13 protein-coding genes and 1 pseudogene are annotated in these 15,494 nt (G+C 65.7%); 7 read left to right on the forward strand and 7 right to left on the reverse strand.

Going from position 1 to position 15,494, the window contains the following annotated elements:
* Positions 1-432: 432 nt before the first annotated feature.
* Positions 433-2,688 (forward strand): T9SS type A sorting domain-containing protein, encoded by a 2,256-nt coding sequence (locus MUN81_RS07710; RefSeq protein ID WP_245116539.1) that lies wholly within the window; start codon positions 433-435, stop codon positions 2,686-2,688.
* Positions 2,689-2,827: 139 nt separating this feature from the next.
* A complete protein-coding gene (locus MUN81_RS07715) occupies positions 2,828-3,943 on the forward strand; it encodes a dipeptide epimerase (protein WP_245116541.1) in 1,116 nt (371 codons plus the stop codon).
* Between the two features lie 10 nt (positions 3,944-3,953).
* Here MUN81_RS07715 and MUN81_RS22680 read toward each other — a convergent pair whose 3' ends face one another.
* Complete coding sequence (locus MUN81_RS22680; protein WP_280638268.1) at positions 3,954-4,868, reverse strand: T9SS type A sorting domain-containing protein; 915 nt, start codon at positions 4,866-4,868, stop codon at positions 3,954-3,956.
* Between the two features lie 157 nt (positions 4,869-5,025).
* Between MUN81_RS22680 and MUN81_RS07725 the strand changes: the two genes are divergently transcribed.
* The gene (locus tag MUN81_RS07725) at positions 5,026-6,264 is read left to right on the forward strand and encodes a serine hydrolase (RefSeq protein ID WP_245116543.1); all 1,239 of its coding nucleotides are present in this window, start codon (positions 5,026-5,028) and stop codon (positions 6,262-6,264) included.
* A 100-nt stretch (positions 6,265-6,364) separates the two neighbouring features.
* Here the strand turns inward: MUN81_RS07725 and MUN81_RS07730 are convergent, their stop codons facing one another.
* Entirely contained in the window at positions 6,365-6,781 is a 417-nt protein-coding gene (locus MUN81_RS07730; RefSeq protein WP_245116545.1) for a thiol-disulfide oxidoreductase DCC family protein, read from the reverse strand.
* Between the two features lie 691 nt (positions 6,782-7,472).
* On the opposite strand from MUN81_RS07730, the gene MUN81_RS07735 reads away from it, so the two are divergent.
* The gene (locus MUN81_RS07735; RefSeq protein WP_245116547.1) at positions 7,473-8,597 is read left to right on the forward strand and encodes a hypothetical protein; all 1,125 of its coding nucleotides are present in this window, start codon (positions 7,473-7,475) and stop codon (positions 8,595-8,597) included.
* A 120-nt stretch (positions 8,598-8,717) separates the two neighbouring features.
* Here the strand turns inward: MUN81_RS07735 and MUN81_RS07740 are convergent, their stop codons facing one another.
* Entirely contained in the window at positions 8,718-9,860 is a 1,143-nt protein-coding gene (locus MUN81_RS07740; RefSeq protein ID WP_245116549.1) for an alpha/beta fold hydrolase, read from the reverse strand.
* Positions 9,861-9,982: 122 nt separating this feature from the next.
* Here MUN81_RS07740 and MUN81_RS07745 point away from each other — a divergent pair, with 122 nt between their 5' ends.
* The 3 genes and pseudogenes from MUN81_RS07745 (at position 9,983) to MUN81_RS07755 (ending at position 11,752) form a co-directional block, all read left to right on the forward strand.
* Positions 9,983-10,351 (forward strand): hypothetical protein, encoded by a 369-nt coding sequence (locus MUN81_RS07745; RefSeq protein WP_245116551.1) that lies wholly within the window; start codon positions 9,983-9,985, stop codon positions 10,349-10,351.
* A gap of 203 nt (positions 10,352-10,554) precedes the next feature.
* Complete coding sequence (locus MUN81_RS07750; RefSeq protein WP_245116553.1) at positions 10,555-10,956, forward strand: hypothetical protein; 402 nt, start codon at positions 10,555-10,557, stop codon at positions 10,954-10,956.
* Positions 10,957-10,997: 41 nt separating this feature from the next.
* Positions 10,998-11,752: pseudogene (locus MUN81_RS07755) on the forward strand (IS5 family transposase).
* A 97-nt stretch (positions 11,753-11,849) separates the two neighbouring features.
* On the opposite strand, the gene MUN81_RS07760 reads toward MUN81_RS07755, so the two are convergent.
* The 4 genes from MUN81_RS07760 to MUN81_RS07775 all read right to left on the reverse strand — a co-directional run bounded on the left by MUN81_RS07760 (position 11,850) and on the right by MUN81_RS07775 (position 15,488).
* Complete coding sequence (locus tag MUN81_RS07760; RefSeq protein WP_245116555.1) at positions 11,850-12,479, reverse strand: flavin reductase; 630 nt, start codon at positions 12,477-12,479, stop codon at positions 11,850-11,852.
* 72 nt (positions 12,480-12,551) lie between these two features.
* Positions 12,552-12,965, reverse strand: a complete 414-nt coding sequence (locus MUN81_RS07765) for a MauE/DoxX family redox-associated membrane protein (protein ID WP_245116557.1) — start codon at positions 12,963-12,965, stop codon at positions 12,552-12,554.
* Positions 12,966-13,025: 60 nt separating this feature from the next.
* Positions 13,026-13,964 carry a proline iminopeptidase-family hydrolase gene (locus MUN81_RS07770; protein WP_245116559.1) on the reverse strand — a complete coding sequence of 313 codons (939 nt, stop codon included), beginning with the start codon at positions 13,962-13,964 and terminating at the stop codon, positions 13,026-13,028.
* Between the two features lie 15 nt (positions 13,965-13,979).
* Complete coding sequence (locus tag MUN81_RS07775) at positions 13,980-15,488, reverse strand: M28 family peptidase (RefSeq protein ID WP_245116562.1); 1,509 nt, start codon at positions 15,486-15,488, stop codon at positions 13,980-13,982.
* Positions 15,489-15,494 lie beyond the last annotated feature (6 nt).

Below are 15,494 nucleotides of genomic sequence, written 5' to 3' on the forward strand. Positions count from 1 at the left end.
ACATACAAACGGCTTGAATGGAGGTGCAAATAGCCTGTTTGCTTACCCATTCAGGCCTTCTGTACATGCGTTTGGGCTTTGGTCGCGGCCCGCTGGTACATGGGCGGAGCCATCATGCCCATCGTCCGCCTACTGCTGGGCGTCGGTGGGGGCCTACCGGGCAGAAACTGAAATATTCACCAGAACCCCGGTCCGGTGCCGACTGGGTCCGAGCCTGCGGCTCGGGTTGGGGGATATGGTACCTGCGGGCACGGCTTTTCTTTCGAATGGAGGGCCTGCCAGGGTGGCCCGGCAACGATGCCGGCAACGTTTGCATAAATATACTCAGGTGTTTGGGCCTGTTATGCAGGGGTTTCGGATGCGCATCTGATAGGTTTGTGTAAGCCACTCCCTCGGTGGTTCACCCTTTTCCCACCCAAACAGCCTCCGGCTATGAAGAAACTGCTTACCATATTCTTGTTGCTGCTGACGCCGGCCCTGCTGCGCGCCCAGGCCCCTGTCCTGGTCGAATCGAGCGGCTGGCTGGAAACGGCCTACGTGCGCTGGCAGCCCGTGGCCAACGCGCAGAGCTACAACGTGTACTACACCGGCGGCGGCCTCGTCAACCAGAAGCTCGACGACCAGCTGATTCGCAACTACGGCACCTTTTACCGGGCCGACGCCCTGGGCCTGCAGCCGGGCGCCTACACGCTCAAGGTGGTGCCGGTGGTGGGCGGGGTAGAGGGCACGGCCACCACCACGCCTTCGCTCACGGTGCTGGCCCAGGACCGCACCGGCTTTGCCTTCAGCAACGGCCGGGTGCCGGGCGCCTACAACGCCAACGGCACGGTGAAAGCCAACGCCGTCGTCCTCTACATCACCCAGAATAGCAAAAACACGGTGTCGCTGAACGTGACCGGGGCCACCACCAACCCCTGCGTGGGCCTGCAAACCATCCTCGACGGCTTCAAGAAAGGCCGCGACGCGCGCCCGCTGCTGGTGCGCCTGGTGGGCAACATCACCGACCTGAGCTACATGCTCAACGGCGACCTTGTTATCGAGAACAACAACTTCGCCTCCGGCTACATCACCCTCGAAGGCGTGGGCAACGACGCCGTGGCCAACGGCTGGGGCATCCGCATCAAAGGCGCTTCCAACGTGGAAATCCGCAACATCGGCACCATGAACTGCGACAGCGATGAGGGCGACAACATCGGCCTGCAGCAGGACAACGACTACATCTGGGTGCACAACTCTGATTTCTTCTACGGCCACGCCGGCAGTGCTGCCGACCAGGTGAAGGGCGACGGCGCCCTCGACTGCAAAAAATCGACCTACGTCACCTTCTCCTACAACCACTTCTGGGATTCGGGCAAGAGCAACCTGCTTGGCCTGAGCGAAGGCACCACGCAGGGCCTCTACATCACCTACCACCACAACTGGTACGACCATTCGGACTCGCGCCACCCCCGCGTGCGGTTCTACTCGGCGCACGTCTACAACAACTACTACGACGGCAACGCCAAGTACGGCGCCGGCTCCACGGAAGGCTCCTCGGTGTTTATGGAGGGCAACTACTTCCGCAACTGCAAGTACCCGATGCTGACCTCCATGCAGGGCACCGATGTGTACAACCCCGCCACCGGGCGCAACGACTACACCAACATGCCCATTTTCTCGAACGAGGACGGCGGCACCATCAAAGCCTTCGACAACTTCATGAGCGGGCAGACGCGCTTCGTGCCCTACGGCGCCACCGGCTTTCCCAATTCCACCGTCGACTTTGATGCCTACGTGGTGAGCGCCCGGACCCAGACCGTGCCGGGCACCGTGCTGTCGGCCTACGGCCGCAATGCCTACAACAACTTCGACACCAACCCGGCCGTGATGTACACTTACACGCCCGATGCCCCGGCGGCGGCCATGAGCAACGTGACGCTGTATGCGGGCCGCGTGAAGGGCGGCGATTTTCAGTGGACGTTCAACAACGCCGTTGACGACGCTTCTTCAGCGGTGAATGTGCCCTTGCAGATGGCGCTGGTGAGCTACGCCACCGGCCTGGTTGCGGTGCAGGGCGACGCCCCCGGCCCGGGCCCCGGTCCTGGCCCGGGAACCGGCACCTCCGGCATGGAGCACAACTTCACGGCGGCGGGCACCACCAGCACGTTCTACACCATCACCGGCAACCTTTCCACCTCGCAGGGCACGGTGGTGTACAACGGCCTGAACCTGACGCAGTGCCTGAAGATTGAGTCCGTGACGAACATTGCCTTCACCACCACCGCTGCCGCCACGCTGACGCTGGTATTCAACACCGGCTTTAGCGGCAACATTAAGGTCGACGGGGTCACCCAAACCATCAGCGGGGGGCTGCTGACGATGCCTCTCCCCGTGGGCCCGCACCAGATTATCAAGGGCACCACCGCCAACCTGTACTTCATGAGCACGGTGTACAACGGGACGCTGGCCGCCCGCAGCCAGGCCGGGGCGCTGGCCGTCAACGTGTACCCCAACCCGGCGGAAAACGAAGTGCTGGTGAACTGGAAGAGCAACCGGGCGTTTTCGCTCCTGAGCGCCACGGGCAGCCTGGTGAAAACGGGCATGACCAACCAGCCGGTGGACCTGTCCGACGTCAAGCCCGGGCTGTACCTGGTGCAGATTCGCGACGAAGACGGCTACCTGCGCACCGGCCGCTTGCTGAAACAATAAGGCTTCGGCCTCCGGCACACCACCTGGCAAAGGGCGCCCCATCGGGCGCCCTTTGTTGCGTTGAAGAAAGCCGGGTTGGGCGCTTCGAAGTCCCGCGTGCGCTACTTTGGGGCGGTTATTCGCTTTTTGTCTTTTGCCCATGCCCGGCACCGCCATCCAGTCCATCAGCCTCTACAAGCTGCTCGTGCCGCTGAAAGAGCCCTTTGTTATCTCGCTGGGCCCGCTCACGGCGGTGCAAAACGTGGTGGTCGTCATTCGCACCCGGGGCGGCCTCGTGGGCTACGGCGAGTGCAGCCCCTTCCTCACCATCAACGGCGAGAGCGTGGACACCTGCTTCGTGGTGGGCCAGTACTTCGCGCCGGCCCTGCAAGGCCGCGACGCGCTGGACCTGGCCGGCAACGTGGCCGAGCTGGACCGCATCATCTACGGCAACAGCAGCATCAAGAGCGCCTTCGACATTGCCCTGCACGACATCGCGGCCCGGCACGCCGGCCTGCCGCTGTATGAGTTTCTGGGCGGCCGCCTTGGCAAGCCGCTGCACACCGACATGACCGTGAGCCTGGGTGCGCCTGAGAAAATGCAGGCCGACGCCGTGCGCTTTCAGCAGGAAGGCTTTCCGGCCATCAAGGTGAAGCTGGGCGGGGCGCCGGACGAGGACGTGGCCCGCATTCGCGCCATTCGGGCGGGCATTGGCATGGCGCACCCGCTGCGCATCGATGCCAACCAGGGCTGGCAAACCGCCGACCGCGCCATTGCCGTGCTGCAGGCCCTGGGCGAGTTCAACATCGAGCACTGCGAAGAGCCCATCCTGCGCCAGCACTTCATGGAGCTGAGCCGGGTGCGGGCCGCCTCGCCCATCCCCATCATGGCCGACGAAAGCTGCGGCGACGAGCACGACGCGGCCCGCCTCATCGGGCTGCAGGCCTGCCAGATGCTCAACATCAAGCTGGGCAAGTCGTCGGGCTTTCACCGGGCCCAAAAGATTGCCAGGTTGGGCGAAGCCGCCGGCCTCACGCTGCAGGTGGGCGGCTTCCTCGAATCGCGCCTGGGCATGACGGCCGCCGCCCACCTGGCCCTGAGCAACCCCGCCATTCAGCACTGCGATTTCGACACCCCGCTCATGTTCACCGCCGACCCCGTGGAAGGCGGCTTCCGCTACGGGCCGGGCGGGCGCATCGACATGCCCGCCGGCCCCGGCCTGGGCGCCACCATTGCCGAGGCGTGGCTGCGCCGGGCCGAACAAGTTCATTTCTGAGGCGCGGCCGTCAGCGCACCAGCTTGTGCGTGAGCAGCCCGTAGGGGGTATCGAGCCGTACGGAGTAGATGCCCGCCGGCAGCCCGCTCAGGTCGAGGGTGCGCTCGGGGGCGCCGGGCCAGGGCGCGAGGGCTTCGCGGCGCACGAGGCGCCCCGTGCCGTCGAACACGCTGAGCGGGGCCGCCAGCAGGGCCGCGTCGGGGCTGCTGAGGCGGTAGCGGCCGTCGGGGCTGGGGTTGGGCGCGATGCTGAGTTGGGCGGCCAGGGCGGCGTCGCGGGTGGCGGTGGCCGTGCCGGTAAAGGAAATGTCGTCGATGCGCAGCACCGAGCCCGCCGTCACGGTGCGCGCTTGGCCGGAGTAAAATACCATGAACACGGAGTCGGGGGCCAGGCCCGAGGAATATTGCAGGGGCACCGTGGCCAGGGTGTAGCTGCTGGCCAGCGTCTGAAAATCGTAGGCGCCGCCCGCTACCACCGTCGTGGTGCCGTTCAGGCGGCGGGTGAGCAGCACCACCATCGCAGCCGAGTCGGCCACGGCCCGGCTGCCCTGCAGTTGGTAGTAGAACTGCAGGTTGCGCGGCCGCGCCGTGAACGGCACCCCGCCCGGCAGGCCCGCACTCGTGCGCAGGGTGCTGCCCAGAATCAGCAGGCCCGGGAAAGTCGCCCCGCCCGGCAGGCTCACGGTCTGGAGCTGGGCGGCGTAGGGCGCGCTGTAGGCCGTCGGGGTTTTCGTGACGGCCCCCGTGCTGAAGAGCCCGCCCAGCAGGTCGTCGGTGGTGAGCCAGCCGGTGGGCGTTTCTACCCCGTTGCGCGTGGCCCAGGTGCTGAAATTGCCGTTGGGAACGGTTTGGGCCAGGGCCGGAGTGGCCAGGGCCAGCCCGATGCCGGCCAGCACGGCGCGCAGTGCGATAAGTAACGTTTTCATCGTGATGGTGGTGGAAAGAAGGTGGGTGAGGAAGCTGGCGGCCGGCCCGAAGCAGGTAGGAAGCCGGCCCGCGCCCCGCATAGCTAATATAGTAAAATATAATTTTATGATTTAAAAAAGTGGTTTTTGCCCGCTGCCGCGCGGCTATCTTTACGCCATGGCGTTTTGGCAGCAACTCGTGCGGGGCCTATGGCTGGGCGGAAGCTTGTTGGCGAGCGCCGGGCCGGTGGCCGCACAGCTTCGTCCCAACCCGTTGCGGCAGGTGCTGCGGCGCGATACCGCGGGGCTCGGCCGGGTGCTGGCCCATCCTGGTGCCTACCGGCTGCAAATTCTCTACACGCAAATCCGGCGCGACGCCGACGGGACGCCGCATTTCCGTCGCTACGGCTACCGGGTGCAGCCCCGTCAGTACTTCTACCCCGCCAGCACCGTGAAGCTGGCCGCGGCTGCCCTGGCCCTGGAAAAGCTGCGTCGGCTGGCTGCTGAACATCCCGGCCTCGGCCCCGAAACCGTGATGCTGACGGATTCGGCCTTTGCCGGCCAGACGCGGGTGCGGCGCGACAGCAGCAGCGCCAACGGCCGCCCCACGCTGGCCAACTACGTGCGCAAGGCTTTGCTGGTGAGCGACAACGACGCGTTCAATCGGCTGTATGAGTTTGTGGGGCCCGCCGAGCTGAACGCCGGGCTGGCCCGGCTGGGGCTGCGCCACAGCCGCCTGCTGCACCGCCTTTCGGTGGGAGACAAGGAGCCCGGCAGCCGCCACACCAACCCCGTGGCATTTTACGTCGATACGGCCGCAACGCAGTTGCTCTACCGGCAGCCGGCCGGCTTTTACGAGGGCGCTTGGCCAGCCCTGCATCTGCGGGGCGAAGGCATCGGGCAGGGCTACGTGCAGGGCGCGCAAGTGGTGCCCGGCCCCATGGATTTCAGCCAGAAGAATGCCTTTTCGCTACCCGACCTGCAGCGCCTGCTGCAACTCGTGTTATTCCCGGAAAGCGTGCCGCCGGCGCAGCGCCTGCGCCTCGCGCCCGCCGACTATGCGCTGTTGCGCCAGGCCCTTTCGCAACTGCCCCGCGAAAGTGTTTCTCCGCGCTACGACCCGGCGCATTTCCCCGACACCTACGCCAAATTTTTGCTGGGCGGGGGCGGCATTGCGCCGCTGCCGCCGGGCGTGCGGGTCTCTAATAAAATCGGGCAGGCCTACGGCTTTCTCATCGACAACGCCTACGTGCAGGACGAGGCCCACGGCGTCGAATTTCTGCTCAGCGCGGTGCTCTACGTGAATGCCGACGGCATTGTGAACGACGACAAATACGAGTACGATACCATCGGCTTTCCCTTTCTGCGCGACCTGGGCCGGCGCGTATACGAGGCAGAGTTGCGCCGAAAGCGGTAGAGACGCAACAGCTTGCGTCTCGTCACTGAACAACTGGCGGCGGCATCATACCCAACGGTGCGATTCCGGGCGCTCAACACCGAGACGCGAATACGCGTCGCTACAAAAAGCGCGCTTGCAGCTCGGGCGTGGGCAGCAGGCAGCTTTCCTGCCGGCCAAACCAGCGGTAGCGGTTGCGGGCCACGAAGCGGTAGAGGGCGTCGCGGAAGGCACGGGGCAGCAACTCGCCCACGGCAGCCAGGCGCCAGAAGCCGCCCAGGCCCCGGGCAATGCGCAGCACCGCGTCGGAGTGCGAGTACAAGCGCCCCTGGGAAAGCAGCAGCACCGATTCCGGGTCGGCGGCCGCGCTGGCTTTTATGCCCTGCGATGCCAGCAGCGCCTGGCCGGCCGGGCTTTGCAGGGCGGCGAAGCGGTAGCGGCCGGCCGGGTCGTGGCGAATGATGAACTGCACGAAGCCGTGGCAGAGGTTGCACACGCCGTCGAAGAAAATGGTGTCGGGCACGGCGGGAGAGGACATGGGCAGGAGAGGGGGGCGCCTGCAATAACACGCCAGTGGGCCGGAGGTTGGAGCGAGTAGCCGGCGGCCGGGGCATCTCCGTATTTCTTCCTGCAAAAAATACGGATTTATTCATCGGTTGCGGCGCCGAGTCTGGTCGTATAGCCACCCGTCTTCCTGCCCTTTACGGTAGGCGAAAGGGCGCGGCATGCCGTATGACCGCCTGTTCGCCTTGTCGATTTTCTTCCCGGCACCCGCCGGCTCACACTTACACCATGGATGAAGCCCCCGCTGGCTTTTGGGGCGTACTCAAGCGCCCATTTGTGCTCGATTTGCGGGCGTTGGCGCTGTTGCGCATGGCCACGGCCGCGGTAGTGCTGGTCGATTTGGCCATCCGCAGCACCGACCTCGAAGCCCACTACGCTAACATGGGCGTGCTGCCCGTGTCTGCCCTCATGGACCACGCCTGGACGCCCTACCAGTTTTCGTTGCACGCCGCCACCGGCCTCTGGCAGCTCGAAGCGGTGCTGTTTCTGGGGGCGGCCGTGGTGGCCGGGGCGCTGCTGCTGGGCTACCACACGCGCCTGGCCACGGTGGCGTCGTGGCTGCTGCTGGTGTCGTTGCAAAACCGCAACACGCTCATCGGCCAGGGCGGCGACGACCTGCTGCGCATGCTGCTGTTCTGGGGCATGTTCCTGCCCTGGGGCCACGTGTGGTCGCGCGATGCGCGCGGCCGGCCCGCCCCGAGCGCCTCGATTATTTCAGCGCCGCCACGGTGGCCTACGTGGTGCAGCTGGCGCTGCTGTACTGGTGCACGGCCCTGCTCAAAAGTGGTGGTGAATGGACACACGACGGCACCGCGCTCTACTACGCCTTCAGCCTCGACCAGCTGCTGCTGCCCGGCGGCCGGCTGCTCTACCCGTACCCCGAACTGCTGCGTTTCCTGACGTTTGGGGCCTATTTTACCGAGCTACTGCTGCCGTTTGCGCTGTTCATTCCGGTGGGGGTGCGCTGGTGGCGGCTGCTGGTGGTAGTGGTGTTGTTTTTCTTTCACCTCACCATCAGCGTCACGCTGTTCGTGGGGCTGTTTTTCCTCATAAACTGGGCGTCCATCGTGGGCCTGCTGCCGCCCAGCGCGCTCGACTGGCTGGCGCGCCGCCTGGGGCCGGTGCTGGGCCGTATGGGGCCGCGTGTGCAGCGCTGGCGGCACTGGCTGCCCGCCTGGCAGGCGCCCTGGCGCCTGCGCCTCGAACGCGCCGCGCCGCCCACCGCGGCTGGCCTGCGCCTGGCCCGCAGCGCCCGCGACAGCTTTGTGGCGCTGGTGCTCACCTACGTTTGCCTCTGGAACCTCGACGACGTGGCCGTGCTGCGGCCCGCGGGCGGCATTTTTCCGGACAAGCTGCGCTGGTTTGGCTACCTGTTTCGCGTCGACCAGCACTGGGGCATGTTTGCGCCCACCGTGTTCAAGGACGACGGCTGGTACATTTTCGAAGGCACCACCGCCCGCGGCCAGGTGCTGGACCTCAACCGCGCCGGGGCTCCCGTGAACTATGCCAAGCCGGCCGCCGTGGTGGCGCTTTTCAAAAACGACCGGTGGCGCAAGTATTCCGAAAACTACCTCTTCGTCGACAACGCTTGGATGCGACCCTACTACTGCAACTACCTGCTGCGCATCTGGCACGAAAACCCGGCCCATGCGCCGCTGCGCCACCTCTCCATTGTGTACATGAAAGAAGTGTCGCTGCCCGATTATAAAGTGGCCAAACCCGTGCGGGAGGTGCTGTGTGACTGCGAGCTGGCCACGCAGCCAGCAGCCCCGGTGACGCTGCGCAACTAATAAATACGTATTTACCGGGGCAGATTACGGGTAAATCCCGTCGCCAATGCCCGTATAGGCTTAGAGCCAACCGGCACCTTTCCTTCCTTTCCACATTTCCTTTGCCCAGGCGCCCGGGCCTCAGGCCCACTGCTTGAGGTATTGAAACACTTCCGGGTGCGTGAGCAGGCCGCCGTGGTGCTGCTGGCTGAACACGGCCGTGCGCACGCTGGCGCCTTCGGGCAGGGCCGCCTCATCGCCGAAGGTGGCGTGGCCGCGGGCGCTGCCCTGACCCACCAGCCCGTCGCCGAAGTACTCGCGCAGGGCCGAGGGCCGCGTGGAGCGCAGCCACGCGCCCATGAGAATGTGGTAGCGCACGCCGGGCAGCGGCGGCACGGGCGTGCGCGGCGGCGTCAGGTCGTTGGCGTGGGCGTCCTGCCAGTCCTCATCCACCAGAATGGAGTAGCGCAGGTCCTTGATGCCGTTGCTGCGCTGGTTGAGGGCCTTGCTCAGGAAGCGCGTGGGAAACAGGTTGATGCGCTCCAGCAGCCGGGCTGTGAGGTGCGAATTCTGTTCCAGCCAGGAGCCGTCGTTGGGCGTGCCAATCAAAAACACGGAGCGCAGATGCGCCAGCCAGGGCTCCGGCTCCATGATGGCGTGGTCGCTGATTTTGGTGGCGTTGGTTTCGGCGTGCAGGACTTCGCCGTAGCTTTTCAGGCGGCCCACGCCGCTGCCGTAGTGCCCCGCCGAGCGAATGATGAGCCCGCCCATGCTGTGGCCCACCAGCACCAGCTCGCCCACGGCGTCGGGGTAGGTGGCCACCAGCTCGGTGAGCAGGCGGCTGAGCTCGCGGCCGTTTTCGGAGAGGTGCAGGCCGGAGTTGAAGCGCACGTAGAGGGTGCGGCAGTGGGTTTCCTCGGCCAGGCGCGGGCCGAAGCGCCGGCTGCCGGGCGGGTCCTGGAAACCGGTTTGCCAGATGAGCTCGTCGCCCATCAGGCCGTGCACAAACACCACGGTTTTCTGCTGGGGCTCGCTCAGGCGCAGGTCGGCCACCGACACGTCCTCGCCGCCCCGCCGAAAGCTCATGCGGATGGCGCGGCGGTCGAAGCGGGCGGCCAGCTGGTCGCCGAGGGCGCCGTTGAGCACTGGCAGGAAAAAATGCTGGTGCGCCCGGCCCGAGCGAATGAGGTAGCCGGCGCCCTGCACGGGCAGCAGGGCGGCGCGCCCCACCGCCCCGAGGGCCCGGCGGAAGCGGGAAGGCTGGTTGGCATCGGAAGCGGCCATGGCGAAAAAGCGGAACAAGGGGCGGCACGCGCCGTGCCCGAAAGTAACGCCCGCCGCGGCTTTGGGTTGGCCTTCCGCCCGAAATCCCCGTACTTTGTGTGTCCAATCCCAAGACCTACTTCATGAAGCTTTCTTCTCGTCCTGCCCTGGCCTTGCTGCTGGGCACCGCTTTGGCCGCCACGCTTTCGTCCTGCGACTACCGCTGGAGCCCCGGCGAAAACCCGCAATTCAAACACGGTTTCACCAAAGCTCCCGGCTGGCACAATTGGGACGTGAACCGCGACAGCATCAATTACAAGCAGGAAGCCCCGGCCGCCGCCGGCGTGGGCTCGGCCACCGCCATTGCCAACGGCACGGTGCAGGACCAGCTCAACTCGGCCCCCGCTGGCAAGAGCGCCGCCTCGCCGCAGTCGGCCAGCGGCACCCTGGCCCCGGCCGATAAGTCGACGAACGGCAACGGCAACACCAACGACCAGCAGCAGCCCAAGTAATTTTTTTAGCTCGGCTTTGAGGGCCCGCTACCGTCTCGGTAGCGGGCTTTTTGCGTTTTGCCGAAGCGCCACGGTACGGGGCACCGGCCCAGGGCGAAGGTGAAAAATCTCAACCCCCGCGTGGGCGGCAGCCGTAGTAGCTGCGGGGCCGGCTTCGCGCTCTTGGGCCTCGTTTTCACCACTTCACCTTTCATTTTCCGCCTATGCTTTCCCACGATGCTACCCGGGCCAGCACGCCCGCCTTTACCGCCGCAGTGCCCGCCCGCGCCGATGCCAGCGGCGTGACCTCGGCGCCGCCCCCCTTGGTGCAGCCCTGGCTGAAAATCCTGGCCGTGGCGGCCCTTGCCATTGCCGGGGTGGCCCTGGCCACGGCCGGCAAAGGGAAAAAGAAGCGCAAAAAGGGCAAGAACGGCCGCGCGAAGAAGTCGGATTCGCCCAGCAAAACCACCCAGCGCACAGCCGATGGCTCGTACCGGGCCTGGTACCGCGACCACCCGGCTGGCGCTACGTCCGAGCCCGGCCACGGCGGCTCCAACGTGCAAGCGCGCGCCGACCAGCGCTACTCCGATTCCTGGAGCCGCAAGATTGAGACGCAATACCCGTAGCAGACGCTAGGAAGTGTTAACAGTAGGTATTAATTTGGGGTATGGATTATTTGCTCACAGACGCGCAGTGGGCCCGCATCGCGCCGCTGCTGCCGGGTCGGGAAGGCACGAAAGGTGGCCGGGGCCAGGACAACCGCCGTTTTGTAGAAGCGGTGCTGTGGTTGTTGCGCAACGGCTGCCGCTGGCGTGCCTTGCCGGCCGCGTGGGGCAACTGGCACACAACATACACGCGCTTCCAGCGCTGGACCGCCTCGGGCGTGTGGGCCCGGGTGCTGGCCGCCGTGCAAGAGGACGACGCGCTGCACACGCTGCTGGTCGACTCGACCACCGTGCGGGTGCACCAACACGCGAGCGGGGCACGCAAAAAAACGGGCCGCAAGCCCTGGGGCGTAGCCGCGGCGGATTGACCACCAAGCTGCACGCGGTGGCCGACGCTGGGGGCCGGTTCGTGCGCGGCAGCCTGACAGCCGGCCAGCGCCACGACGCCCCGCAAGCGCTGCCGCTGCTCGACGGGCTGGCCCCGGCCTACCTCGTGGCCGACCGGGGCTACGATTCCGACCCGCTCGTGGCCACCCTGGCTGCCCGCGGCACCTGTGCCGTGATTCCGCCCCGGTGCAAGCGCCGCTACCCGCGGGGCTACGACGCGGCGCGTTACGCCCAACGTCACCCCATTGAGCGCCTTTTCAGCCGCCTCAAGCAGTTTCGCCGCGTGGCCACCCGGTATGACAAACTCGATGCGCATTTTTTGGCCTTTATTCACCTCGCTGCAACCGTCCTGTGGCTACGCGACTGTTAACACTTCCTAATAACGGAGAAGGCCTGTTTCCTTAAAGGAAGCAGGCCTTCTCCGTTATCCATAATTTTCAACCCGGCAGCCAGGCTCGCAGACCTGATTATTCAGGTTTCGGGAATTTCCCAGGGCGGGCGTAGCCGAAGCGCACGGGCGGCTGCACGGCGTGGTAGCCATCGAGGCCGGAAATACAGGCCGTGGCCAGGGCTGCCAAATCCAGCGTGCCGTCGTCGCGCAGGCCTGCGTCCTGCAGATACACGTGCTCCACGGCGCCCACCAGCAGCACGGTGCCGTTGCTGATGGCGTGCTCCTCGAGCAGCCGCAGGCCGATGCTCAGCGGGCTTTCGGCCACGTAGGGCGCCGGGAAGTCGTCGCGAAAAGCGGCCGTGAAGCCGCATTCGTCGAACTCCGAAACCGTGCCGGGGAAGTTGGCGGAGGTGTAGTGGGCGGGCGCGGCCAGGGCCACGGGCACGTGGTTGAGCGTGAAGCAACCGTTGGCTTTGAGGTTGGCGTAAGTGTGGCGGGGCACGGTGGTGGGGCGCGTCACGATGCCCAGCAAGGCCGGGTCGGAGCCCAGGTGCAGGACCGAGCTGAACACGGCCAGGTTGGTGGCGCCGTCGGGGGCGGCGGTGCCCACCAGGTTGGCGGGCTTGTAGCCGGGCAGACCGTTGACGAGGTTGAGGCGGTAAATCTTTTCGAAAGCCTGGATGTCGGCGGCGGTGAGGTGGCGCATGAGGGGCGTGAAGCTGGCTAATGGCGCAGCGAGGCAATGACCAGCTTATTCCCCTAATTGTTCAGCCCGTTTTCAATGTACTGCCGGGGCCGTCGTGCGGTCGAGGCACAAGCGGTTGTACTGGCTGTGCAAAATCAGCGCAAACAGGAACAGGCCGTACACCAGCTGCGTGCCCACGGTGGCCCACTGCTCCAGCAGGCTGCTGCCGAACACCAGGGCCGTCATCAGCAGCATGGCCGCCGCCAGGGCCGGTCGGGTAAACAGCCCGATAATCAGCAGCAAGCCAATGGCGCCTTCCGCAAACGGCAGCACGGCCGCGAAGGGCCGCACCAGCAGTTCGGGCAGCAGCGAATTGGCAAACTGCTTCACCATGCCCGCCTGAAACGCGGCCAGCTTGGGCAGCCGCACCAGAAAATGGGTCAGAAAGGCCACGCCCATCAGCAGGCGGCCCAGCACGAAGGCCAGCTCGGAATTGGTCAGGTTCATAAAGGGCAGCAAGTGAAGAAAAGAGGGTGGGGAGCCTAACGGATTCTGCCCCTTTCCGGCTCATTGGTGGTGCAGAAAGTCCCGTACCGCCTTAAAATACGCTTCCGGCACCTCGCGGTAGGCCGTGTGCGAAGCATTTTCCAGCACCACCAGCCGCGCGTGCGGCGTGCGCTGCTGGAAGTAGGCCGTGGAAGTGGGCGTGGCTTCGTCGTAGCGCCCGCAGAGGTAAAGCACCGGCAGCGTCAGGTTTTTGAGCGAAGCCACCCGGGAATAGTTCTTCATGTTGCCGGTGGAGGTGGTTTCGTTTTTGCCCCACATGGTTTCGTAGGCCTGCTTGCCGCCGCCTTTTTGCCAGGTCAGCACTTTTGGTCTGTTGCGGTACACGTGCAGGCTGTAGTAATAGTCCACCGCCTGCTGGTACTTGCGCTGGCTGGCCGAGTCCGGGGCATTTTCGAGCTTGAAAGCTGCGCGCTGCGCCGGCGGCAGTTCGGCCACGTAGCGCTGGGCATCGGCAATCCAGCGCCGGGTGTCCAACCACGGGCTCGACTCGATGAGGCTGACCACCTGCGGCGGCTTTTTCGTGAGCACATACTCCGTGGCCAGCGTGGTGCCCCAGGAGTGGCCCAACAGATGTAGTTTGGGGTAGCCCAGGGCGCGCACCACGGCGTCTACTTCCTCCACGTAGCGCGGCAGCGTCCAGAGGCTGGGATTGTCGGGCCGGTCCGATTTGCCACAGCCGAGCTGGTCGTACAATATCACCGGCCGCTCGTCGGCCAGGGCTGTGAAGTTGCCAAAGGCGCCACTGCCCGAGCCCGGCCCGCCGTGCAGCACCAGCAGGGGCACGCCCGGCTTGTCGGCGCCCAAAATCTGATACCACACCTTGCCGCCCGGCACCGGAATGTAGCCTTCCTTGGTGGTCGATTGGGCCCGTAGCGTCAGGGCCAGCAGCCAGAAGGCCAGCACAGCCAGCAGGTGGCGGTCAAATCCGGATTTTGCCATGGTGCTACCGCGTTGTTATCGTTCCAGCTTGAAGCCCGGTTCCCGTGCGGGCGGCACCGTGCGGTTGGCTACGGCCCAGCCGGTGAGGTACATCCACTGCGTCATGCGGGTGAGCTTGGGGTAATCGATGCGGCTGGGCTCGTCGCGCGGGGTGTGGTAGTCCACGTGCAGCACCGAGGTGTACATCACGGCCGGAATGCCCAGCCGGGCGTAGGGCAGGTGGTCGGAGCGGAAGTACCAGCCTTCGGGGTGGGTGGCCTTGTCCCACTCGGTGTCGAGCTTGAACTTGGGGCCCGCCTGGTTGGCCGCCAGGGCGGTTTTCACCAAGTCGGAGGAGTTGAGGTGGGGCGGGATGAAGCCCAGCAGGGCCGCGCTGTCGGGCGCGTTGCGGCCCATCATCTCGGCATTGAGCACGGCCACGATGGACGACTGCGGCACCGTGGGCGTGGCGGCGTAGTAGGTAGAGCCGATGAGGCCGCGCTCCTCAGCGCCGTGGTACACGAACAAGGCCGAGCGGCGGCCGGGCTGCTGCTTGAAGGCCCGCATGATGGCCAGCAGGGCCGCGCATCCGGTGGCGTTATCGTCGGCGCCGTTGTAAATGGAGTCGCCGGCAATGGGGGCGCGCACGCCGTCGTGGTCCTGGTGGGTGCTGAACAACACGTGCTCCTTTTTCAGCTGCGCATCGGTGCCGGGCACTTTGGCCACGATGTTTACCGAGGGGTACTGGAAGCTTTCCACTTTCAAGTCGGCCGTGAGCTGCTGGCCGGCCTGCTGCGCCCAGCTGGCGGCGCTGGCGGGCAGCCATATCACCGGCGGCGTGCTCACCACGCGGGTGCTGGCCGCGCCGGGCAGGCTGTAGCGGCCCCGCTCGTAAATGTGGCTCCAATGGTCATACAGGGCCTGTGACGGCGCATCCGAAATGAACACCACCGCCACCGCGCCGGCCTTCACCAACTCGCCGGCCTGCCCGGCAAACTTGCCAAACACGTAGCGCCGGTAGCTGATGCCGTCGGTGGGCGCCCCCGAAATCTGCACGGCCACGGCCTTGCCCTTCACGTCGACTTTGGCCAGTTCGGCAGCCGAGCCCGTGCCCACGTACACCAGCGGCGCGTTCACGGATGCGTTGGTGGGGGCCGTCACTGCCCCGTCTTCGTTCAGCTTGATTTGGTGGGTGCCGATGCGCAGCGTGCTAGACTTGCTGAGGCGCGTCCGCTGCATATTGAACCACTGGAAGTAGGTGCCGTCGTCGCCGGCCGGCTGCAGGCCAATGGCTCGAATCTGGTCGGCCAGCCACACGGAGGCCTTCAACTCGTCGAGCGTGCCGCCCTCGCGGCCCCGGAAACGGTCGCCGGCCAGCGCATACAGGTCGCGCTTGATGTCGGCCTCGCGGATGGCACTTTCGGCATTGGCGGGCTTGGCGGCTGGTTTGGCAGCCGGATTTTTCTGAGCAACAGCAGTCTGTGGCGCAGCAAGGCTGAGCAAGCCGGCACCCAGCGCAACGAAAAATGGTGAGAATCGATTCATTGAACT

The organism is Hymenobacter sp. 5317J-9 (assembly GCF_022921075.1).
Classification (GTDB): domain Bacteria; phylum Bacteroidota; class Bacteroidia; order Cytophagales; family Hymenobacteraceae; genus Hymenobacter.

Coding starts and splice junctions, on each gene's coding strand:
- MUN81_RS07725 (WP_245116543.1), top strand. CDS start 5,026: ATGGCGTTTTGGCAGCAACTCGTGCGGGGCCTATGGCTGGGCGGAAGC.
- MUN81_RS07765 (WP_245116557.1), bottom strand. CDS start 12,965: ATGAACCTGACCAATTCCGAGCTGGCCTTCGTGCTGGGCCGCCTGCTG.
- MUN81_RS07710 (WP_245116539.1), top strand. CDS start 433: ATGAAGAAACTGCTTACCATATTCTTGTTGCTGCTGACGCCGGCCCTG.
- MUN81_RS07740 (WP_245116549.1), bottom strand. CDS start 9,860: ATGGCCGCTTCCGATGCCAACCAGCCTTCCCGCTTCCGCCGGGCCCTC.
- MUN81_RS07730 (WP_245116545.1), bottom strand. CDS start 6,781: ATGTCCTCTCCCGCCGTGCCCGACACCATTTTCTTCGACGGCGTGTGC.
- MUN81_RS07750 (WP_245116553.1), top strand. CDS start 10,555: ATGCTTTCCCACGATGCTACCCGGGCCAGCACGCCCGCCTTTACCGCC.
- MUN81_RS22680 (WP_280638268.1), bottom strand. CDS start 4,868: ATGAAAACGTTACTTATCGCACTGCGCGCCGTGCTGGCCGGCATCGGG.
- MUN81_RS07770 (WP_245116559.1), bottom strand. CDS start 13,964: ATGGCAAAATCCGGATTTGACCGCCACCTGCTGGCTGTGCTGGCCTTC.
- MUN81_RS07745 (WP_245116551.1), top strand. CDS start 9,983: ATGAAGCTTTCTTCTCGTCCTGCCCTGGCCTTGCTGCTGGGCACCGCT.
- MUN81_RS07715 (WP_245116541.1), top strand. CDS start 2,828: ATGCCCGGCACCGCCATCCAGTCCATCAGCCTCTACAAGCTGCTCGTG.
- MUN81_RS07760 (WP_245116555.1), bottom strand. CDS start 12,479: ATGCGCCACCTCACCGCCGCCGACATCCAGGCTTTCGAAAAGATTTAC.
- MUN81_RS07775 (WP_245116562.1), bottom strand. CDS start 15,488: ATGAATCGATTCTCACCATTTTTCGTTGCGCTGGGTGCCGGCTTGCTC.